Source organism: Bifidobacterium callitrichos, assembly GCF_008698085.1.
Taxonomy (GTDB): Bacteria; Actinomycetota; Actinomycetes; order Actinomycetales; family Bifidobacteriaceae; genus Bifidobacterium; species Bifidobacterium callitrichos.
Window position 1 is genome coordinate 198,131 of the sequence record NZ_RZJP01000001.1, and the last position, 21,524, is coordinate 219,654.

The window sequence follows — 21,524 nt, forward strand, 5'->3', positions numbered from 1 at the left end:
TATGAGCGAAACAGCAACCACTGCAACCGAACAGCCGTACCGTTCCGGCTTCGTGGCGGTCGTCGGACGACCGAACGTAGGTAAATCCACACTGATCAACGCGCTGATCGGCACGCAGATCGCCATCGCGTCATCACGTCCGGAGACCACGCGCAAGGCCATCCGCGGCATTCTCACCACCGATCACGCACAGCTGGTGCTCGTCGACACCCCCGGCATCCACCGTCCGCGCACTCTGCTCGGCCAGCGTCTCAACGACATCGTCGACGAAAGCCTGTCCGACGTGGACGAGGTGGCGTTCCTGCTGCCCGCCGATCAGGAGATCGGCCCCGGAGACAAGCGCATTCTGTCGCGTCTGCGTTCCGACTTCGCCGTCAAGAGGGATGACGGCACGTTTGCGTGGAAGATCCCGCTGATCGCCATCGTCACCAAGATCGACGAGCTGTCCCGCGAGCAGTTGGTCGCCAAACTCATCGAGATCAACGAGTTCGCCGATTTCGCGGACATCGTGCCCGTGAGCGCCCTGGAGCACGACAACCTCGACGAGGTGCGCAACGTGCTCATCGAGCACATGCCCGAAGGCCCGCAGATGTATCCGGCGGATCAGGTCAGCGAGGAACGCCCGGAGGAGACCATCGCCGAGCTCATCCGAGGCGCGTTCCTCGAGCAGCTGGACGACGAGCTGCCGCACTCACTGGCCGTCGTGGTCGATTCGATCGAATACCCGCAGGACAACGAAACCGGCGAGACCTATGACGGCAAGGCCGAGGTGCATGTCTCGATCTACGTGGAGCGAGACTCCCAGAAGCCGATCATCATCGGCCGCGGCGCCGAGCATCTGACCGCCGTCAAGAAGAGGCTGCGCACGCCGGTCAACCGTATCGTCGGCTGCAAGGCCAGACTGGACCTGCATGTCAAGGTCGCCAAGGGATGGCAGTCCGACCCCAAGAAGCTCGAACGCCTCGGCTTCTGATCTGTCTGACCTGTTTGCCTATCGACCGCTCGACCGTCCTCCACGTCACAGGCCGGCATCGGCCATGGTGATGTAGCCTGGGTCAATGAGCACCGTCTTGAGATTGTAGGCGCTCACGGACAGGGCGTCCTCTCTGATCGTGTTCACCTTGGTCTTCGAGGACGATCCGGGCACGAGCTCCTTGGTGATGTACTTGAGATCCGCGAGGGATTCCCCGCGGTTGAGGCGAACGGTCGTCTCGGCGATATCGGCGGCGAGGGCATTGCGGTTCTCCAGCCCGGTCATCCACTGCTTGCCGTTGACGACCTGCGGAATGGTGTCCACGTAACCGCCGAATCCGGTGACGATGGGCCAGCGGGAATCCGATTCGTCGTCGGCGTTCGGATCCTGCGTGGAGTCGGACGAATCCGTGTCGTCGTTTCCGGCGGATTCACCATCGGCGTCCGGAGCCTTCGCCGGATCAGGCACTTTGCCCCGCTGCAGATCCTTCTTGCCGGTGATGTTGCCCACGATGCCGGAAATCGTGATCGACGGGTTGATGTCCGCCGCCGAACCCGTATAGCCGAGCGAGGCGAGCTCATCGGTCACGACCGAGGCCACATAGTCGTTCATCGCGATGATGCCATCGACCTTCGTATACGTCGTGCCCGCATCGTTCTTCTTCTCGATGGGAAGGCGCTCGTCCAGTGCGGCGGCGATGTGCTTCTCGTCGTCCGCGGGGACGGCGACGGCACGCCAATCGGAGTCCTTGGTGTTCTTATCGAGCAGACCGGACGGGCTGTACGCCTTGCCCTGGTTGAAATAGGGCTTAAGTATCCTCCACATGCCGGCGAACGCGGCACGAGCGAACGCGTCGTCGAACTGCGTCGTCTCGTCCCCATCGGTTTCATCGCTCTTCGTTTCGGACGCCGCATCGGACTTCGAACCGGATCCCGCCTCGTTCGCCTGCTCGTCGCCTGATGCGGAGTAGGGGATCAGCACCTCGATCGCCTTGGGGTTGTCCTTGCTGGCCTTGTCCAGATCGAGTTTGGCGATGAGCTTGGTCGCCTGGAGTGCGCCGATCTGCTCGGCCGTGGAGAATCGGACGAATGCGTCGGGGGAGAATCCGTCGACGCCGTTGGACAGCAACACCACATGCATGCCGGCGTCCTTTGCCAGTTTGAGCGCAGCATCGAGACGATCATAGGCGTCCTGCTCGTCGGTGTCCCCTGCGGAGGAATCGAAGGAACCGGCATCCGTCGAATCCGAGGAATCGGTGGGCTGCGTGACGTAATCGCCGTACTGGCGGGTGGAGGGGTCGGCGTCGACCACCGGCGCGACGATGATCGTCGTATGCGAGGGGTCGGAGCTGTCGTTGCCGCCGTCCGAGGAGTCCTGGCTGGCGGTCATGTGATCGACGATCCAGTCCTGCACGTCATGGCTCTGCTGGTCGAGACTGTCGGAGGTGGTCTTCTCGATCGCGTCCTTGCGGACCCCCTGGCCGATCAGTTCCTCGGTGATCTGCGGCGTGAGCTTCGCCCATTTGTTGAGCGGTGTGCGCTGGGAGATGGTGATGCCGTCCGATGGGGTGAAGATGGCCACCGTTCCCGCGGTGGTCTTGGATGTGGTGACGGTCGTGGCGCCGTTCGCATTCACGTCATTCTCGGAGCCGGTCGAGCACGCTCCGGAGGCGAACAGCAAAGAGATCCCCGCCGCCATGGCGATCAGTCGTACTGCGATGTGGCTGCGGCTTGTGGCCATGGGGCGGGGATCCTTTCAATCGACGGACGATGCTTGCGATCTTTTCGATCTTCGCCTCGATTGTAGTAGCCCCTCCCTAGGAAACGGGAATACGGGCTGGACTCTGGGTCTCATCGGATCATTCGGCAAGCGCCTTGGCGAGGTTCTCGTCGAGCGCGTTCATGAATCCCTCGGTGTCGAGCCACGGCTGGTCGGGACCGATGAGCATGGCGAGGTCCTTGGTCATCTGGCCGCCCTCGACGGTGTCGACGATCGTCTTCTCGAGCGTCTCGGCGAAGTGACGGACCTCAGGGGTGTTGTCGAGGTCCGCGCGGTGCTTGAGGCCGCCGGTCCAGGCGAAGATCGAGGCGATCGGGTTCGTGGAGGTCTTCTCGCCCTTGAGCCAGCGGCGGTAGTGGCGGGTCACGGTGCCGTGCGCCGCCTCGGCCTCGACGGTCTGTCCGTCCGGAGTCATGAGCACGGAGGTCATGAGGCCCAGCGAGCCGAAGCCCTGCGCCACGGAATCGGACTGGACGTCGCCGTCGTAGTTCTTGCAGGCCCAGATGTATCCGCCATGCCACTTGAGGGAGCTGGCGACCATGTCGTCGATGAGGCGATGCTCGTACGTCAGTCCCTCGGCCTCGAACTTCTCCTTGTACTCGGTCTCGTACACCTCGGCGAAGATGTCCTTGAACTGTCCGTCGTACGCCTTGAGGATCGTGTTCTTCGTGGACAGGTACACCGGGTAGTGGCGCATGAGACCGTAGTTGAAGCAGGCGCGGGCGAAGCCCCTGATCGAATCGTTGACGTTGTACTGCACCTGGGCCACGCCGCCGTCCGCGCCGTAGTCGTAGACCACGTGCTCGATCGGCTCGGAGCCGTCCTCGGGGGTGAACGTGACGGTCAGACGTCCGGCTCCCGGCACCTTGAAGTCGGTGGCCTTGTACTGGTCGCCGAAGGCGTGGCGGGCCACGACGATCGGCTTGGTCCATCCGGGGACGAGGCGCGGCACGTTGCTCATCACGATCGGCTCGCGGAAGATGGTGCCGCCCAGGATGTTGCGGATCGTGCCGTTGGGGGACTTCCACATCTTCTTCAGACCGAATTCCTTGACGCGTGCCTCGTCTGGGGTGATGGTGGCGCACTTGACGCCCACGTGCTCGCGCTTGATGGCGTTGGCCGCGTCGATGGTGACCTGATCGTCGGTGGCGTCGCGGTTCTCGATGCCCAGATCGTAGTAATCGAGATCCACATCGAGGTAGGGCAGGATCAGACGATCCTTGATGTCCTTCCAGATGACGCGGGTCATTTCGTCGCCGTCGAGCTCGACGACTGTGCCTTCGACCTTGATTTTGGCCATGCTTCCTCCTGACGGTTGAAAAGAACGTGATCATTCATATCTCATCCATGTAACGGCGAAAGCGGGCGTTCGAAAATGTGAGATGCGGCGAAATGCGCCCGCGGGCGCCGTAACTCGCCGTCATACCCGCGCATTATTCTCGGGAGATATGTCTCAGGAAATTGAAATCGGTTTGGGCAAGAAGGGCCGTCTGGCCTACTCTCTGGACGATGTCTCCATCGTTCCCTCCCGCAGGACCCGCGATCCCCAGGACGTCTCCACCGCTTGGCAGGTGGACGCCTATGAGTTCGACGTGCCGGTCGTCGGCGCGCCGATGGACTCGGTGACGAGCCCCGCCACGGCGATCGCGATGGGTAGGCTCGGCGCGCTCGGCGTGCTCGACCTCGAGGGTCTGTGGACCCGCTACGACGATCCGACGCCGCTGCTGGAGGAGATCTCCGAGCTGCCGGCCGAGACCTCGACCAAGCGCATCCAGGAGATCTACGCCGAGCCGATCAAGGCGGAGCTGATCACCCAGCGCCTGCACGAGATCCGCGATGCGGGCGTCACCGTTGCCGGTGCGCTCTCCCCGCAGCGCACGCAGCAGTTCTATTCGACGGTGGTCGATGCGGGCGTCGACCTGTTCGTCATCCGCGGCACCGTGGTCTCCGCCGAGCACGTCTCGCAGGACCATGAGCCGCTCAACCTCAAGCAGTTCATCTACGATCTCGATGTGCCGGTCATCGTCGGCGGCGCGGCCAACTACACGGCGGCGCTGCACCTGATGCGCACCGGAGCCGCCGGCGTGCTCGTCGGATTCGGCGGAGGCGCCGTCTCCGCCACCCGCAACACCATCGGCGTCGAGGCCCCGATGGCCACCGCCATCGCCGACGTGGCCGAGGCCCGCCGCGACTACATGGACGAGTCCGGCGGCCGCTACGTCCAGCTCATCGCCGACGGCGGCATGGGCGATTCCGGCAGCTTCGTCAAGGCGCTCGCCCTGGGCGCGGACGCCGTCATGCTGGGAGCCCCGCTGGCGCGCGCCACCGAGGCTCCGGGCAGGGGCAAGCACTGGGGCGCCGAGGCGCGTCACCAGACGCTGCCGCGCGGCTACCGTACGGATGTCGGAACCGTGGCCCCGCTCGAGCAGATCCTGTTCGGACCGAGCCACACCGCCGACGGCACCACCAACTTCATCGGTGCGCTGCGGCGTGCGATGGCGTCCACCGGCTACGTCGACATCAAGAGCTTCCAGCGCTGCGGCGTGGTCGTGGCGCCCTACAGCGGCCGTCGCTGAGCCGTCGGGCGTGTAGCCGGTCATCCACCGGATCATCCACAGTCATCACATCGGGTCCCCGCGTCGTTGACGCGGGGACTTCGTCGTGATGAGCTGAATCGCGAAACGCAAATCGCGAAAACGGATGAAGGAGTCCCCATGACCGGCACGAACGACATCGACGGCGATATGAACGGCACGGACGGCACGGAGCGCGATGGCGTCACGCGCCGGTCGATAAACGGCGCGCGCGACGCATGGCGGTCCGAGACCAGCGGTAACGCCTACGAATCGTCCGATGGTGACGGGGCGCCATCGCGCACCGAGCAGAATCTGCCCGTATACGAGGGGTCCATCTACGTCGAGCTCGGGGCGGATGCGGTGCCGTATCGCATCGTGGCCACCGAGGACGGCGTGATGGGGGAGCGCGAATGCCATGCACTGGCGGTTTCGGCCTGCAGGATCGCATGTCTGACGGCCGATGTGATCCGCGGCAAGCTCGCCCCGTCCGCGCTGAAGCGCGCCGTGACCGCGCCGTGTCTCAAACGGATCGAGACCCTCGCCTTCCTGGTGGACAGCCAGCTGAGGAAAAACCTCGAGTTGCGCGCGCGGATGCGCTGTCTTCCCGTGGTGCCGCATGACGTCTCCGGCACCCTAGTCAACGAGACGAGCGTCGAGATGGTCATCAAGATCTCCGTGGGCGGCACGGTCTACTGGTCGACCGTCGCACTCAGACGCATCGGATGCAGATGGATGTGCGTCGTCGTGGACATGGGTTAGGCAGGCCGCCGATCAGGCGGTGAAATACAGGCATAGCGGGTATAGTTGAGCCTTATGTTGCGTGAATACATCTCCGACCCCGAATATGTGACCGGCGACGGCGACACGATCTTCTCGCTGCTCGCCGACAGAGCGGCATCCGAACCCGACGGCGACATCGCCGAGTACCAGGACGACGAGCGTGTCTGGCACACCGTCTCCGCCGCGTCGATGCTCGCACGCGTGCGCGAAGTGGCCAAGGGCCTGATCGGACTCGGCGTCCGTCCGGGAACGATGGTGGCGATCTACTCGGCCACCTGCTACGAGTGGGGAGTCGTCGATTTCGCCTGCGCCGCGATCGGCGCGGTCAGCGTCCCGATCTACGAGACCGACTCGGAGCGGCAGGCCGCCTCCATCATCATGGATACGGCGCCGCTGATCGCGTTCGCCGGCGACCACCAGCACGCGCAGACCCTCGAGCAGGTGCGCGATCAGGTGAAGGACCTCAAGTACATCTTCAACTTCAGGGCCGCAGGACTCGACGCCGTCGCCGACTTCGGCGCGCACGTGCCCGACGACGAGCTCGACGAGGCCATCGCCCGCGTGAAGGCCGACGACATGTCGACCATCGTCTACACCTCCGGATCGACCGGCAAACCCAAGGGCGCGATGCTGTCCAACCGCAATTTCGTCCACATCGTCAAGAACGGCTACATCATCCTTGACGAGATGCTCTACGAGCCGAACCGTCTGCTGCTGTTCCTGCCGCTGGCCCATTGCTTCGCCCGCTACATCCAGTACGTGGCCGTCGGCGGACACGGCGTGGTCGGCTACATCCCGGGCGCCAAGCATCTGCTCGCCGATCTGCGCTCGTTCAAGCCCACGTATCTGCTCGGCGTGCCGCGCGTGTTCGAGAAGGTGTACAACGCCGCCTCACAGAAGGCCGGCAACGGCATCGCCGGTCGCGTGTTCGCCGCCGCATACCGTCATTTCGTGCAGTGGTCCAAGGACGAGCAGGAGGGACACGGACACTCGCTGATCGCCCGCATGCAGCACTCGTTCTTCATGTCCACGGTCGGCAAGTCGGTGCGTTCGGCACTGGGCCCGAACCTCGCCTGGCTCGCCTGCGGCGGCGCGCCCCTCAACGCCGATCTGGCGCACTTCTTCAACGGCATGGACGGCATCACCTTCATCCAGGGCTACGGCATGACCGAAACCGCGGCTCCGATGATGGTCAACTGGCAGGACGCAAACCGGGTCGGATCGGTGGGCAAGCCCGGCCCCGGCATGGGCGTGAGGCAGGACGAGGACGGCGAGCTGCTGCTCACCGGCCCGAACGTGTTCCTCGGCTACTACAAGCAGCCCGATCTGACCGCTCAGGTCAAGACCGCCGACGGCTGGATCCGCACCGGCGACCTCGGCACCATCGACGACGACGGCTTCGTGTACATCACCGGCCGCAAGAAGGACATCATCATCACGGCCGGAGGCAAGAACGTCAGCCCCGCGCCGATGGAGGAGGTCATCGCCACCTGCCCGATCGTCGACCATGCGGTCGTCGTGGGCGACGGCAAGCCGTTCATCTCCGCGCTGATCGAGCTCGACGAGGAGATGACCCGTTCCTGGCTCGCCTCGCAGGGACTCGACCGCGAGGCCCCGATGGACGAGATCGCGGCCAACGACGCGGTGCGCGCCTACATCCAGCAGTACGTCGACAAGGCCAACGCGAACGTCTCCCGCGCCGAGTCCGTGCGCAAGTTCGTCGTGCTCGACGAGGCATTCACCCAGGAGGACGGCACGCTGACCCCGAGCCTCAAGGTCGTGCGCCCGAAGGTACTCAAGCGCTACGAGAGCATCATCGACGGCGAGATCTACGCGCCGCGCGGCGCCTCCAAGCCGCTGCCCGCCACCGTGCGCATCCTCGACAGGACCACCGAATCGGTCAAGCGTACCGCCGAGACCGTCAAGCAGGCCTCCGAGAACGTCAACCCGAAGGCCCTGCGCTCCGCCTACGAGCAGGCCAAGGAGAACGTGTCGGATTCCATTGCTAGCGTATCCGAGAGAATCAAGCGCGAGGACCCGGGAGCCGAAGCCGATCAGACCGACGGCTCCGAGCGGACCGACCGTGCCGACGACCGTGCCGACGGTCATGACGAGGACAAGGAGAACTGAAAGCATTGGCCATCCGAGAGATTCGCATCGTACCAGATCCCGTGCTGCGCACGCCCTGCGATGAGATCCGCGAGATCACCCCGGCCGTGCGCCGGCTGGTGGACGACCTGCTGGAGACGGTGAACGATCCCGGCCGCGCCGGCCTGTCCGCCAACCAGATCGGCGTGAGCCTGCGAGCCTTCTCCTACAACATCGACGGGAAGATCGGATACATCCTCAATCCGGTGCTCGAGGAGACCCGAGGGGAGCAGTACGGTGACGAGGGGTGCCTGTCCGTGCCCGGCCTGTGGTACAAGACCCGCCGCGCCGACTACGCGCGCGTCAGGGGCATCGATCTTAACGGCAAGGAGATCGTGCTCGAGGGCAGCGGGCTGATGGGCCGCATGCTCCAGCACGAGACCGACCACCTCGACGGACACGTCTATCTCGACCGTCTCGAGAAGGCGGAACGACGCGCCGCGCTGAAGTACATGCGCGAGCACACCACCAAGTGATCAGGCGATAAGCCGACGCCGACAAAGGCCTGTGTGACGCATGCTCGTCGTCGCGCAGGCCTTTTCCATGCCACGTGGTATCCTAAAAATTTGTGTGCCAACCGGCAACGAACGCAGTCGCAGGCGTTCCGAGCCACCCATTATCGTCAACCGGCGCACCAAGAATTCGCGTCATGCTCGCGACGGCCCGTGTCGGTCGGCCCGACCCCGTGTCAATCGGGGGAACGGCTGCACCCGGGTGCGCATGACCAGGCAATAACCGACAAGAAAGGTGTATCACCATGGCTCAGATCACTATGAGCGAAATGCTGAAGGCCGGCCTGCACTTCGGCCACCAGACCCGCCGCTGGAACCCGAAGATGAAGCAGTTCATCCTCACCCAGCGCAACGGCATCCACATCATCAACCTGTTCAAGTCGCTCGAGATGATCGACAAGGCGTACGACTTCATCAAGACCACGGTCGCCCACAACGGCACCGTGCTCTTCGTCGGCACCAAGAAGCAGGCTCAGGAGGCCGTCTCCGCCCAGGCCACCCGCGTGAACATGCCGTATGTCTCCGAGCGCTGGCTCGGCGGCATGCTGACCAACTTCCAGACCGTCTCCAAGCGCGTCGCCCGCCTCAAGGAGCTCGAGGAGATGGACTTCTCCGACGTGCACGGCTCCGGCCTGACCAAGAAGGAGCTGCTCCTGCTCGAGCGCGAGAAGGACAAGCTGGAGAAGCAGCTGGGCGGCATCCGCAACATGGGCCGCACCCCGTCCGCGATGTTCGTCGTCGACATCAACAAGGAGGCGCTGGCCGTCGAGGAGGCCCACAAGCTGGGCATCCCGGTCGTCGCCATCGTCGACACCAACACCGACCCGGAGTCCGTCGAGTACCCGATTCCGGCCAACGATGACGCCATTCGCGGCATCGAGCTGCTGACCACCCTGATGGCCGACGCCGTCGCCGAGGGTCTGCTGGAGCGTTCCGGCAAGGCCGCCAAGGACGAGTCCGAGTCCGCCGAGCAGCCGATGGCCGCTTGGGAGAAGGACCTGCTGGAGAACCAGGACGCCGCCGCGACCGAGGCTCCGGCCGAGTCCGCCGAAGGCGAAGCCAAGGCCGAGTGACCCGTTAGGGACCGGTAGACGCTAGAATCGGAGGTGCGACAAGGATTGCACCTCCGATTCTAGGAGTACACAATCGAGTTTCATCTCAAGGAGATAGTTTCATGGCAGCAATTACCGCCGCTCTGATCAAGCAGGTTCGTGAGGACACCGGCGCCGGCATGCTCGACGTCAAGAAGGCCCTGACCGAGGCCGAAGGCGACGTCGCGCGCGCCAAGGAGATCATCCGTGCCAAGGGTATCGCCGCCGCCGGCAAGCGTGAGGGCCGCAAGGCTCAGGAGGGCACCATCGCCTCCAAGGTCGTCGAGGGCGCTAACGGCGAGACCGGCTACGCGGTCGAGCTGAACTCCGAGACCGACTTCGTGGCCAAGACCCCGAAGTTCGTCGAGTTCGCCGACACCATCCTCGGCTACGCCGTGGCCGCCGACGCGAACAACGCCGACGAGCTGCTGGCCGCCAAGGCCGGTGACGAGACCGTCAAGGAGGCCATCGAGGAAGCTGCCGCCCTGTTCGGCGAGCACGTCAAGGTCGGCCAGTTCGCGAAGATCTCCGGCGAGCACGTCGAGATCTACGCCCACAAGAAGTCCGCCGAGATGCCGCCGAGCATCGTCGCGATGATCGCCACCGACAAGGCCGGTGCCGCCGTCGCGCACGAGGCCGCTCTGCAGATCTCCGCGATGGGCGCCAAGTGGCTGACCCGTGAGGACGTTCCGGCTGATGTCGTCGAGTCCGAGCGTCGTGTCGCCACCGAGAAGTCCCTCGCCGAAGGCAAGCCGGAGAAGATCGTTCCGAAGATCGTCGAGGGTCGTCTCAACGCCTTCTACAAGGAGGTCGTCCTGCTCGAGCAGCCGTTCGTCAAGGATCCGTCCAAGAACGTCGGCAAGCTGTTCGAAGAGGTCGGCGGCAAGGCTCTGGCCTTCGCCCGCATCGAGGTCGGCAAGGGCGAAGAGGACTGATCCTTCGTCATCCCGTCCGTGAGCGGCCGTGCACCACGTTTCCATGCGTGGCGCACGGCCGCTTGCCGTACTACGGGAAGATACGGGAAGCACGAACGACGAACGACACCAAGAGAGAAACGACATGAATCGTCAATCGACAAAGGGGCGTGGCTTCAGATACGTGCCCGCAACCAGAGCCACGGCGGTGGGGCTCTCGGCCCTCCTGCTGTGGAGCATGATGACCGCACTCGTACGCATCGTCGCGGAATCGTTCGGCGCCACGCTCGGATCGGCGATGATCTACACCGTCGGCGTCGTGCTGCTGCTCGTCTTCCATCGTCCCGCGCCGTTGAGGGACTATCCCAGACGCTATCTCGCGATCGGCGGCGCACTGTTCGTCTTCTACGAGTCGTCGATCTCCCTGTCGATCGGACTGGCGTCCACCGCAGCGCAATCGGTCGAGGTCAGTCTCGTCAACTATCTGTGGCCCACGATGATGGTGCTGCTCTCCGCCGGCATCACCAAGCCGCGGGTCAAGGGGGCCGTATGGCGGGCCATCCCCGGCGCCGTGGTCGCCACCATCGGCGTGGCTCTTGCGGTCGGCGGCAACAGCGGGCTCGATTTCACGGCCGCGGTGGGCCATGTCGCGGACAATCCGCTGCCGTATCTGCTTGCGTTCCTCGGGGCATCCGCATGGTCCGTGTACGCGGTCATCACCCCGACGCTGTCCGGCGGACTCGACGGCACGTCCGTGTTCTTCCCCGGGGTGGCCATCGCGCTGTGGATCATCCACTTCATGTCCGGTCAGGGACTTCCCGCCGCGATGCCAGGCGTCATCGACTGGCTCGCCGTCCTCGGATGCGCAGTGGTCATCGCCGGCGGCTACGCCTGCTGGGGGTACGGCATCCTGCATGGCAGCCTCAGGACCCTAGCCATCGCATCCTACGCGACCCCGGTGCTCTCCGTGGCGGCCAGCTCGCTGATCCTCGGTCTGGCGCTCTCGCTGCCGTTCTGGTTCGGAACCATGCTGGTGGTCTCCGGATCGGTGCTCAACTGGCTCGCCGCACGCTCGACGCGCAACCGTCCCGGAACCTCGGACGCCGATCGGCCGGGCGCCTGTCGCGAATAGCGGATAACCTGTTAGACGGTAATTTTCGTGGGTCCCGGCCGGCACCGGACTCGGACCCGAGAACGAAAGGGTGTTCCATGACTGGCAACGATGCAAAAGACAAACCGCGCAGGGTTCTCCTCAAGCTGTCCGGAGAGGCGTTCGGCGGCGGCAAGGTAGGCATCGACACCTCGGTGATCCGTCGCATCGCCGAGGAGATCGTCCCGGCGGTGCGTCAGGGCGTGCAGGTCGCCATCGTGACCGGCGGCGGCAACTTCTTCCGCGGCGCCGAACTCCAGCAGGCCGGCATCGACCGCTCCCGCGGCGACTACATGGGCATGCTCGGCACCGTGATGAACTGCCTCGCCCTGCAGGACTTCCTCGAGCAGGAGGGACAGGCCACCCGCGTGCAGACCGCCATCACGATGGGTCAGGTCGCCGAGCCGTACATCCCGCTCAAGGCCATCCGTCATCTCGAGAAGGGCCGTGTGGTCATCTTCGGTGCCGGCGCCGGCATGCCGTACTTCTCCACCGATACCGTCTCCATCCAGCGATCCCTCGAGATCCACTGCGATGAGGTCGTCATGGGCAAGAACGGCGTCGACGGCGTGTACACCGCCGATCCGCGCAAGGATCCGAACGCCAAGCGCTTCGAGACGCTGAGCTACAACCGCGCCCTCGTCGACAACCTCGCCGTAATGGATGCCTCCGCACTGTCCATGGCGCGCGACAACAAGAAGCGCATCCGCGTGTTCGGACTCGAGGAGCCGGGCAACGTCACCCGCGCCCTGCTCGGCGAGGAGATCGGCACGCTCGTGTCCACCGCCGAATCGCGCGTGGCGGACTGACCCGCGGCCACCTCGGGCATCTACAATCGAAAGACGAAACCGTTCGTCTGAACCGTTCGTGGAAGAACAGACAGCACACAAGCTCTAGCTTAAGGAGAACACACATGGCAAACGTCATCGATCAGGCCAAGGAACAGATGGCCAAGACGGTGGAGAACACCAAGGAGAACTTTGCGGGCATCCGCACCGGCCGTGCCAACCCGGCGCTGCTCAACGGCATCATGGTCGACTACTACGGCGCCCCGACGCCGATCAAGGCCGTCGCCTCCATCGGCGTTCCCGAACCGCGCACCCTGTCCGTCACCCCGTTCGACGCATCCCAGGCCGGCGCCGTCGAGAAGGCGATCCGCAACTCGGATCTCGGCATCAGCCCGAACCGTGACGGCAACGTCATCCGCCTGACCATGCCGGAACTCACCGAGGACCGCCGCAAGGAGTACGTCAAGCTCGCCAAGTCCAAGGCCGAGGACGGCAAGGTCGCCGTGCGCAACATCCGCCGCAAGACCAAGGAAGGCATCGACAAGTCCGTCAAGGACGGCGATCTGGGCGAGGACGAGGGCGATCGTCTGCTCAAGGACCTCGACAAGGTCACCAAGTCCATCACCGACGAGATCGATGCCCTGCTCGAGACCAAGCAGAAGGAGATCATGGAGGTCTGAACCTCCGACACACCCATGGAACGCAACGAACAACTCCACGAAGAGGCCGAGGTCGCGCTCGACGAGATCAACAAGAAGACCGGGCGCAACATGCCCCAGGCGATCGGCACGGCCGTGCTGCTCATCGCCGTCATTCTCGCCGCACTGCTCATCAACATCGACCTGTTCGTGGCGTTGGTCGTCGTGTTCATGGTGCTGGCCCTGTGGGAGCTGCGCGTCGACTTCGCGACGGTCGGTCTGCATATACCCGTGGTCATGCTGTGGATCTGCTCGGCCATCACCCTCTTCGCCGCATACTTCTCGCCACTGCATGTGGTGGCCATGGCGCTGTGTGCCATGGCGTCGATCATGCTCGTGGCCATGTCCGCCACGGCCAAGCTGAGCTTCAGCAATCGTCTGTCGCTCGCCGTCGCGAACAAGCTGTCCAGCACCGAGGCGGGGGCGCGCCTTGAATCGTCGTTCAACCACGACGGCGGCGAACAGCATCATTCGAGGCTCAGCCATGTGGCGGTCTCCGTGCTCACGGTGCTCTACATCCCGGTGCTCGCCTCCTGCATCATCATCCCGCTGACCTTCCACGGTCACCCCGTCGCCCATGCGATCATGCTGGTGTTCCTGCCGGCGCTGTCCGATACCGGAGGCCTGTTCGCCGGCGCATGGCTGGGCAGGCACAAGCTCTCCCCGCGCATCTCCCCGAAGAAGAGCTGGGAGGGTCTGGCGGGCTCGATCCTGTTCGCCATGGCCGGGGCGTTCGCCGTCATGTTCTTCACCTACACCCCCGACGTATGGGCCGCCAAATGGTGGGTGCCGATCGTCTCCGGCGTACTCGTCGGCGTGACCGGCACGTTCGGCGACCTGTGCGCCTCGATGATCAAGCGCGATCTCGGCATCAAGGATATGGGTCACCTGCTCAAGGGACACGGCGGAGTCATGGATCGCGTCGACTCGATCCTGATGGCCGCTCCCTTCACCTGCATCCTGCTGTGGTTCACCGGCCTGTAACGGCGAACCGTTGACATTGGTTTGGCCACTTGACTGCAAGGCCTTACGAAAGGAACATCCAAGGACCGACATGGCCATTGACGATCAGCATCATGACACTCCCGAGACGGGCATCACCCCCGGTGGCACCACCGGCGCGTTCCGCGACGTGCTTTCCAAGGACCACGCCCGGCGCGGCAAACCACCGCTGCATTTCACTGATATGACCGGCGAGGAGCGGATCGCCAGGGCCGCCGAACTGGGGCTGCCGAAGTTCCGCGTCAAGCAGCTCGCCAACCACTACTACGGCCACTTCGACGTCAACGCCGCCGAGTTCACCGATTTCCCCGCCGCCAAACGCGACGAGGCTGCCGCCGCGTTCTTCCCCGAACTCATCCATGAGGTCACCAGGCAGGTGGCCGACGAAGGCACCACCATCAAGACCCTGTGGCGTCTGTTCGACGGCTCCCATATCGAATCCGTGCTCATGCGCTATCCGACGCGCACCACGCTGTGCATCTCCAGCCAGGTGGGCTGCGGCATGGGCTGCCCGTTCTGCGCCACGGGCAAGCTCGGTCTCACCCGCAACATGTCCGCGGGTGAGATCCTTGAACAGGTGCGTGTCGCCGCACGCATGATGCGCGACGGCGAGGTCGCCGGAGGACCCGGGCGTCTGAGCAACATCGTGTTCATGGGCATGGGCGAGCCGATGGGCAACTACCGATCCGTGATCTCCGCCGTACGTCAGATCTCCGCCATGCCGCCCGAGGGGTTCGGCATTTCCGCACGCAACATCACCGTCTCCACCGTGGGCGTCGTCCCCGGCATCAAAAAGCTCACCGCCGAGGGGCTTCCGGTGCGTCTGGCGGTGTCGCTGCACGCGCCGAGCGACGAGCTGCGCGACGAGCTCGTGCCGATGAACAAGCGTTTCAACACCACTGAAGTGCTCGACGCCGCGCATGACTACTTCCTTGCCTCCAAGCGCCGCGTCAGCATCGAATACGCGCTGATGCGAGGCATCAACGACCAGGCCGAGCACGCCAAGCTCCTCGCCAAGCGGCTCAACCACTACGGCGACAACTGGGCGCATGTCAACCCGATCCCGCTCAATCCGATCGAGGGTTCTCGCTGGACCGCCTCCAAACCCGAGGACGAGGCACGGTTCCTCGATATCCTGCACGCAGCCGGCATCACCGCCACATTGCGCGACACCCGTGGTCAGGACATCGACGGCGCCTGCGGACAGCTCGCCGCCAAGACCAGGGAGGCGTTCGAGCGTCGGTCGTGAGACCGAATCGGATGATCGTCGTCGCGAGTCAGCCGCGAGTCAGCATAGCGAGACGCGCGATGACGATGTAACGCTTCGCCACTAGCCTTGACATCTGTAACGAAAGCCTCGCAAAGCAAAGGGGAGTGAAGTATGACGCTGGCGGTTCGAGTCATCCCGTGCCTGGACGTCGATGCCGGACGAGTGGTCAAGGGCGTGCATTTCGAGAATCTCAAGGATGCCGGCGACCCGGTGGAGCTTGCCGCCGAATACTACCGGCAGGGCGCCGACGAGCTGACGTTCCTCGATGTGACCGCCTCCAGCTCCCATCGTGGCACGATGGTCGACGTCGTCAGCCGCACCGCCGAGCAGGTCTTCATCCCGATGACCGTCGGCGGCGGCGTGCGCACTCCCGAGGACGTCGACTCCCTGCTGCGCTGCGGAGCGGACAAGGTGGGCGTCAACACTGCCGCCATCAACGATCCCACTATGATCAGCAGGGTCGCCGAACGCTTCGGCAACCAGGTCCTCGTGCTCTCCGTCGACGCACGTCGCGAGAAGGGCGAGCAGCATACGCAGTCCGGCTTCGAGGTCACCACGATGGGCGGGCGCAAGTCCACCGGCATCGACGCCATCTGGTGGGTCAAGCGGGCCGAGCAGCTCGGCGCCGGTGAGATCCTCCTGAACTCAATGGACGCCGACGGCACCAAGCAGGGCTTCGACCTCGAAATGATCCGCGCCGTGCGCAAGGAGGTCAGCATTCCGATCATCGCCTCCGGCGGCGCCGGCAAGGTCGAGGACTTCCCGCCCGCCATCGAGGCCGGCGCGAATGCGGTGCTCGCCGCATCGGTCTTCCACTTCGGCATCATGACCATCGCCGACGTCAAGGCCGAGCTCAAGCGCCACGGCTACACCGTGCGCTAGAGCGGCTCTTCGGATTATCAGGTTTCCAAAGGCAGACAAGGACATATGACAGACATCACCTACGACAATTCAACCGAACTCGACCCGCGCATCGCGGACCGTCTCAAGCGCGACGCGACGGGTCTCGTGGCCGCCGTGATCCAGCAGTACGACACCCGCGAGGTGCTCATGGTCGGGTACATGAACGACGAGGCGCTGCGCCGCACGCTCACCACCGGACGCGTGACCTTCTGGTCCCGCTCCCGTCAGGAATACTGGCGCAAGGGCGACACCTCCGGCCACGTGCAGTACGTCAAGGGGGTCTCGCTCGATTGCGACGGCGACGCACTGCTCGTCGAGGTCGATCAGGTGGGGGCCGCATGCCACACCGGCAAGCGCAGCTGCTTCCTCGAGGGTGGTCCGCTGCCGGTCGTCGAAGGGCATCGCACCGTGGAGCAGGAGCGGAAGCAGGAGGAGGATCGATGAGCGGAAACACCGAAACCGTCGGCGACGAGAACAGCGTCAGGGGACTCAACTGGGGCGGCACATGGCCGTCGCGCGAGCAGTTCCACCGTCTTGCCGATGAGGGGTACCGCGTCATCCCGATCGTGCGCCGGCTGCTCGCCGACTCGCTCACTCCGGTCGGCTTCTACGAGCGTCTCGCCAACGGCCGTTCGGGCACATTCATCCTCGAATCCGCCGAATACGGCGGCACGTGGAGCCGTTACAGCTTCATCGGCGTCAATTCGATGGCGCAGCTGCGTGCCGACAAGGACGGCAACGCCGACTGGCTCGGCACCGTACCCGCCGGCGTGCCGACACACGGTGATGTGGTGGAGGTCGCCCACGCCACGTTGAAGGCGTTGAAGGCTCCGCACGTCGACGGTCTGCCGAATCTCACCTCCGGTCTGGTCGGTACCGTCGGCTGGGACGCGATCCGCCACTGGGAGCCCACGCTGCGCGCCGAGGCCCCGGACGAGACCGGCCAGCCGCAGATGGTGCTCGCCCTCGCCACCGACATCGCCGTCGTCGATCACGTCTCCGGGTCCGTGTGGCTCATCGCCAACGCGATCAACGTGGACGACAAGCCCACGCGCGCCGACGTCGCCTACGACGAGGCCATCGCGCGTCTGGAGCGCATGCAGGTCGACGCCTCCACACCGACCCCCGGTGAGGCGCGCGTCAATGCGCTCGACCCGTCGAGACCGCAGCCGCAGCTGCGGTTCCGCACCGAGAAAAGCCGGTACGAGCAGGCCGTCGAGGCCGCCAAGAAGCACATCGTCGACGGCGACGTGTTCCAGGTGGTCATCTCCCAGCGTCTCGACATCGATTCTCCGGCGGACCCGTTTGACGTGTACCGCGTGCTGCGCACCCTGAATCCGAGCCCGTACATGTACTTCATGGCGCTCACCGACGCCGAGGGCCGGGACTTCAACGTCATCGGATCCAGCCCGGAGACCCTCATCAAGGTCGACAACGGACATGCGATGACCTTCCCGATCGCAGGCTCCCGCCCGCGCGGCGCCACCCCGGAGGAGGACGAGAAGCTCGCCAAGGAGCTGCTCGCCGATCCCAAGGAGCGCAGCGAGCACATCATGCTCGTCGACCTGTCGCGCAACGACCTGAGCAAGGTGTGCGTTCCGCAGTCCGTCGAGGTCGTCCAGCTCATGGACATCAAGCGATTCAGCCACATCATGCACATCTGCTCGACGGTCACCGGCAGGGTCGACCCGTCGCTGACCGCGTTCGACGTGTTCAAATCCGCGTTCCCGGCCGGCACGCTCTCCGGCGCCCCCAAGCCGCGCGCGGTCGAGATCATCGACGAGCTTGAGGTGGCCGACCGCGGCATCTACGGCGGCACCGTCGGCTATTTCGATTTCTCCGGCAACATGGACATGGCCATCGCCATCCGCACCGCGTTCCTGCGCGATCATGAAGCGAGCGTGCAGGCCGGCGCCGGCATCGTGCTCGACTCCGTGCCCGCCAACGAATGGCAGGAGACCCGCAACAAGGCCGAGGCCAGCGTCGAATCCGTGCAGATCGCCGCGCAGCTGCGCGAACTGTGAATCCACGGCGCTATAGTCGGCGTCATGAAGCGTAGGAACAAGGTGCTCTGCGCTCTCATCGTCGGCGTGCTGCTTGTCGCGTTCGTCGCCGGGGGAGTGCTTTCCGTGCGCCAGCTTGGCGGACTGCCGTGGCAGACCATCGGGCGGATCGCCCTGTCCACCGCGTCGTCACGAGAGTCGTCGACCGGCTCATCGTCCGACGGATCCGCCTCATCCGGTGACGTGATGCCGTCGGATGAGGCGGCACGACGATATCCGAAGGTGGTCAGTCCCGTCGACTTCAACGCCAACGGCGTCGACGACTACGCCGATATCGTCTCCGGTGCCCGCGCCGACGCCGAAGCCCGCCCCACCTATGATGACGGCTACTATCAGGGCGGATATCCACCGGCGGACCGGGGCGCCTGCACCGATCTGGTGTGGCGTGCGTTCCGTGCCGCCGGCTACGATCTCAAGGCCATGGTCGATGCCGATGTCGCCTCCGATCCGGCCGCCTATCGTGCGGTTGTGCCGAAGCCGGATCCGAACATCGACTTCCGACGTACCGGCGTGCTCGACGTCTTCCTTTCCAGGTATGGTCAGCGCCTCACCCTCGATCCGACCGACCATGAGGCGTGGCAGGGAGGCGACATCGTCGTCTTCCAGAACGTCAGACACATCGGCGTGGTCTCCGACAAACGGGACCGCAACGGCATCGCATACGTATTGCACAACATGGGACAGCATCAGCGTGAGAACGACTATCTGGCGTTCAGGAAGCACATGACCGTCACCGGACACTACCGGTTCGACGCCTCCAAGGTGCCGCAGTCGGTGCTCAGGGCGTGGCATGAATGACGAGATCATGACGAAGGGAAAGGGGAAATCACATATGGGTGTGCATGATGATCCGGAGCAGCGCGGCGACGTGCTGTATATAGGCTCCCATCTGTCCACGGCGGGCGGTTGGAAAGCCCTCATCAAACGTTCGCATGACGAGGGCGGCAGCGCGTTCGCGTTCTTCCCTCGTTCGCCGTACGGCAAGCGTTCCAAGGCACTCGATCCCGCGGGTGCGGGGGAGTTCGGACGCACGCTCAAGACCGAGGACTATGGTCCGTTGGTCGTACACGCGCCCTACGTGTACAATCTCGCCGGCAAGGATCCAGCAAAACGTGAATTCGCCATTCAGGCGCTCGTCGAGGACATGACGCTGCTCGGGGCGATTCGTGCGGCAGGCCAGGAGACGTATCTCAACATCCATCCCGGTGCGCATGTCGGGCAGGGAGCGGAGACCGGGTGCCGGCTCATCGCCGAGGGACTGAACCGGGTGTTCGAGCTGTTGGCGGATGAGATGGATGAGACGGATGCCTCCGCCAGCGTCATGATCCTGTTGGAGACCATGGCCGGCAAGGGCACCGAATGCGGTCGCACCTTCGAGGAGTTGCGCACGATCATCGACGGCGTCGACCCCGCTGTGCGCGGCCGTGTGGGCATCACATTCGACACCTGCCATGTGTTCGATGCGGGCTATGATCTGCTCGACGACTACGACGGCGTGATGGCCTCGCTTGACGAGGTCATCGGGTTCGATCGGGTGAAGGCCATCCATGCGAACGACTCCCAGTTCGGACTGGGATCGCATAAGGACCGCCACGCCAACATCGGCGAAGGTAAGCTGGGCGTCCCGTTCTTCACGCGGCTCGTCAACGATCCGCGCATGGCCCGACTGCCGATGATCCTCGAGACCAAGGAGATCACCGAGACCACGCACCGGGAGGAGATCGCGCTGCTGCGCGGTCTGCGCCGCTAGCAGTACGCGATCGGAACGGTGCCGTCACTGGAACGTCGCCGTCAGCGTTTGCTCCGCCGCCTCGGTGCCGGACCAGGAGCCGGTCTTGCGTGTCCATTCCATGCCGTTCGCGTGGATGGCGTCTATGCCGTACTGCTGCGCATGGGCGATCAGCCAGGTCGCCGCCTGCCAGCCCCGTCTCTTCGTCTCGGTCGTCGACAAGCCCGCCGGAAGCGTGAATGTGAGAGTCGTCTCGACCGTCGATGGCTGATCGGCTGTGGAGGAGTCGTCGGAATTCGCGGAGTTCGAGGTTGAAGCGTGATTCGACGAATCCGATGAGCCGGATGAGTCCGAATCGTCGTCAAGTCCCAGTGAACGAACGATCGTGATCGAGGGGAACAGAGTGCGAAACGCCGAGACCAGACCATCGGGATCGGCTGTGGAACGTGAATGGATCGAACAGGTGATGCCGGCCGCTACCTCGCCGGTCATGGCGGACGCCCACGCGCGGGCCATGCCGTCCCACTGCGCGTACAGGTCCGGATATCCGGATCGCTGTACCGCCTGTGCGGCGTCCTCCACGGGGATCGTCTGCCAGTTCGCGACCTTCACCAGTCCGTCGTAGAAGGCGTTCGTCGCATACGTCTCGTCCATCAGCTGTTCGATCGTGCCCCATCCCTGACTCGGACGCTGCTGGAACAGGCCCACCGAATCACGGTCTCCGTAGTCGAGATTGACGAGCTTCGACTCCTGCATGGCCGTTGCGATCGCCACCGTGGCCGCATGGTCGGGAAGCCCGCGGCCTATGGCGATCGCGGTGATATGCGAGGCGTTGCGCGTCTGCGTGAGGCTCAGGGGATAGCTGCCCGATGACGTCGTGGTCATGCAGTAGTCCGCCGGCTTGGATGCGGTCTGACGGGTCGATCCGGAACGGGACCACACGAAGACGGCCATGAAGGCGAGTGCGAGCACGCAGATGATCGCGATTGCGGCAAGGACGGTGTTTCGTGCCGTCTGTGTATGTCCCGTGTTCGCCTCGTTCCGAGCCATCCAGTCTCCCGTCTTTCGATCGCGATAGTTCTCCGGTCGGTGTTCTCCTTGGCATTATCGCAGATCGGTGTGTGTGAATCGTCATCAGGGGCATCGGG

Annotated in this window: 20 protein-coding genes; 17 read left to right on the top strand and 3 right to left on the bottom strand. The window is 64.4% G+C overall.

All coding sequences use genetic code 11. The features are described from left to right. Position 1 precedes the first annotated feature (1 nt). Positions 2-973: a GTPase Era gene (gene era, locus EMB92_RS00900; protein ID WP_223847490.1), complete on the top strand. Its 972-nt coding sequence runs from the start codon at positions 2-4 to the stop codon at positions 971-973. Positions 974-1,018: 45 nt separating this feature from the next. On the opposite strand, the gene EMB92_RS00905 is transcribed toward era, so the two are convergent. Together EMB92_RS00905 and EMB92_RS00910 are read right to left on the bottom strand one after the other, a co-directional pair. After that, positions 1,019-2,713, bottom strand: a complete 1,695-nt coding sequence (locus EMB92_RS00905) for a type 1 periplasmic-binding domain-containing protein (RefSeq protein WP_150393470.1) — start codon at positions 2,711-2,713, stop codon at positions 1,019-1,021. Between the two features lie 118 nt (positions 2,714-2,831). Continuing rightward, positions 2,832-4,052 carry an NADP-dependent isocitrate dehydrogenase gene (locus tag EMB92_RS00910; RefSeq protein ID WP_150393471.1) on the bottom strand — a complete coding sequence of 407 codons (1,221 nt, stop codon included), beginning with the start codon at positions 4,050-4,052 and terminating at the stop codon, positions 2,832-2,834. Positions 4,053-4,200: 148 nt separating this feature from the next. On the opposite strand from EMB92_RS00910, the gene EMB92_RS00915 reads away from it, so the two are divergent. The 16 genes from EMB92_RS00915 (at position 4,201) to EMB92_RS00990 (ending at position 20,397) form a co-directional block, all read left to right on the top strand. Next, on the top strand, positions 4,201-5,328 hold the full coding sequence (locus tag EMB92_RS00915; protein WP_150393472.1) for a GuaB3 family IMP dehydrogenase-related protein: 1,128 nt from the start codon (positions 4,201-4,203) through the stop codon (positions 5,326-5,328). 138 nt (positions 5,329-5,466) lie between these two features. Continuing rightward, entirely contained in the window at positions 5,467-6,087 is a 621-nt protein-coding gene (locus tag EMB92_RS00920) for a hypothetical protein (RefSeq protein WP_140445024.1), read from the top strand. 54 nt (positions 6,088-6,141) lie between these two features. Then, positions 6,142-8,238: an AMP-dependent synthetase/ligase gene (locus EMB92_RS00925; RefSeq protein ID WP_150393473.1), complete on the top strand. Its 2,097-nt coding sequence runs from the start codon at positions 6,142-6,144 to the stop codon at positions 8,236-8,238. A 5-nt stretch (positions 8,239-8,243) separates the two neighbouring features. Beyond that, positions 8,244-8,732: a peptide deformylase gene (gene def / locus EMB92_RS00930; protein WP_150393474.1), complete on the top strand. Its 489-nt coding sequence runs from the start codon at positions 8,244-8,246 to the stop codon at positions 8,730-8,732. Positions 8,733-9,013: 281 nt separating this feature from the next. Beyond that, a complete protein-coding gene (gene rpsB, locus EMB92_RS00935; protein WP_043164087.1) occupies positions 9,014-9,841 on the top strand; it encodes a 30S ribosomal protein S2 in 828 nt (275 codons plus the stop codon). Between the two features lie 101 nt (positions 9,842-9,942). Further along, positions 9,943-10,794 (top strand): translation elongation factor Ts, encoded by an 852-nt coding sequence (tsf, locus tag EMB92_RS00940; protein WP_150393475.1) that lies wholly within the window; start codon positions 9,943-9,945, stop codon positions 10,792-10,794. Between the two features lie 124 nt (positions 10,795-10,918). Further along, the gene (yddG, locus tag EMB92_RS00945; protein ID WP_150393476.1) at positions 10,919-11,905 is read left to right on the top strand and encodes an aromatic amino acid DMT transporter YddG; all 987 of its coding nucleotides are present in this window, start codon (positions 10,919-10,921) and stop codon (positions 11,903-11,905) included. 77 nt (positions 11,906-11,982) lie between these two features. Continuing rightward, on the top strand, positions 11,983-12,732 hold the full coding sequence (gene pyrH / locus EMB92_RS00950) for a UMP kinase (protein ID WP_043164083.1): 750 nt from the start codon (positions 11,983-11,985) through the stop codon (positions 12,730-12,732). A gap of 104 nt (positions 12,733-12,836) precedes the next feature. Beyond that, positions 12,837-13,391 carry a ribosome recycling factor gene (gene frr, locus EMB92_RS00955; protein WP_043164081.1) on the top strand — a complete coding sequence of 185 codons (555 nt, stop codon included), beginning with the start codon at positions 12,837-12,839 and terminating at the stop codon, positions 13,389-13,391. A gap of 15 nt (positions 13,392-13,406) precedes the next feature. Further along, on the top strand, positions 13,407-14,393 hold the full coding sequence (locus tag EMB92_RS00960; RefSeq protein WP_107044036.1) for a phosphatidate cytidylyltransferase: 987 nt from the start codon (positions 13,407-13,409) through the stop codon (positions 14,391-14,393). Between the two features lie 70 nt (positions 14,394-14,463). Continuing rightward, a complete protein-coding gene (gene rlmN / locus EMB92_RS00965) occupies positions 14,464-15,660 on the top strand; it encodes a dual-specificity RNA methyltransferase RlmN (protein ID WP_190973506.1) in 1,197 nt (398 codons plus the stop codon). 132 nt (positions 15,661-15,792) lie between these two features. Then, positions 15,793-16,563 carry an imidazole glycerol phosphate synthase subunit HisF gene (hisF, locus tag EMB92_RS00970; RefSeq protein WP_150393477.1) on the top strand — a complete coding sequence of 257 codons (771 nt, stop codon included), beginning with the start codon at positions 15,793-15,795 and terminating at the stop codon, positions 16,561-16,563. Between the two features lie 45 nt (positions 16,564-16,608). Continuing rightward, positions 16,609-17,028, top strand: coding sequence for a phosphoribosyl-AMP cyclohydrolase (gene hisI / locus EMB92_RS00975; RefSeq protein WP_150393478.1), 420 nt, complete (start codon positions 16,609-16,611; stop codon positions 17,026-17,028). Next, entirely contained in the window at positions 17,025-18,608 is a 1,584-nt protein-coding gene (gene trpE, locus EMB92_RS00980; protein ID WP_150393479.1) for an anthranilate synthase component I, read from the top strand. Before hisI ends, trpE begins: the two co-directional genes overlap by 4 nt. A 24-nt stretch (positions 18,609-18,632) precedes the next feature. Next, complete coding sequence (locus tag EMB92_RS00985) at positions 18,633-19,445, top strand: DUF1287 domain-containing protein (RefSeq protein WP_150393480.1); 813 nt, start codon at positions 18,633-18,635, stop codon at positions 19,443-19,445. Between the two features lie 34 nt (positions 19,446-19,479). Then, positions 19,480-20,397, top strand: coding sequence for a deoxyribonuclease IV (locus EMB92_RS00990; protein WP_150393481.1), 918 nt, complete (start codon positions 19,480-19,482; stop codon positions 20,395-20,397). Between the two features lie 24 nt (positions 20,398-20,421). Here the strand turns inward: EMB92_RS00990 and EMB92_RS00995 are convergent, their stop codons facing one another. After that, complete coding sequence (locus EMB92_RS00995; RefSeq protein WP_150393482.1) at positions 20,422-21,426, bottom strand: cobalt transporter; 1,005 nt, start codon at positions 21,424-21,426, stop codon at positions 20,422-20,424. Positions 21,427-21,524 lie beyond the last annotated feature (98 nt).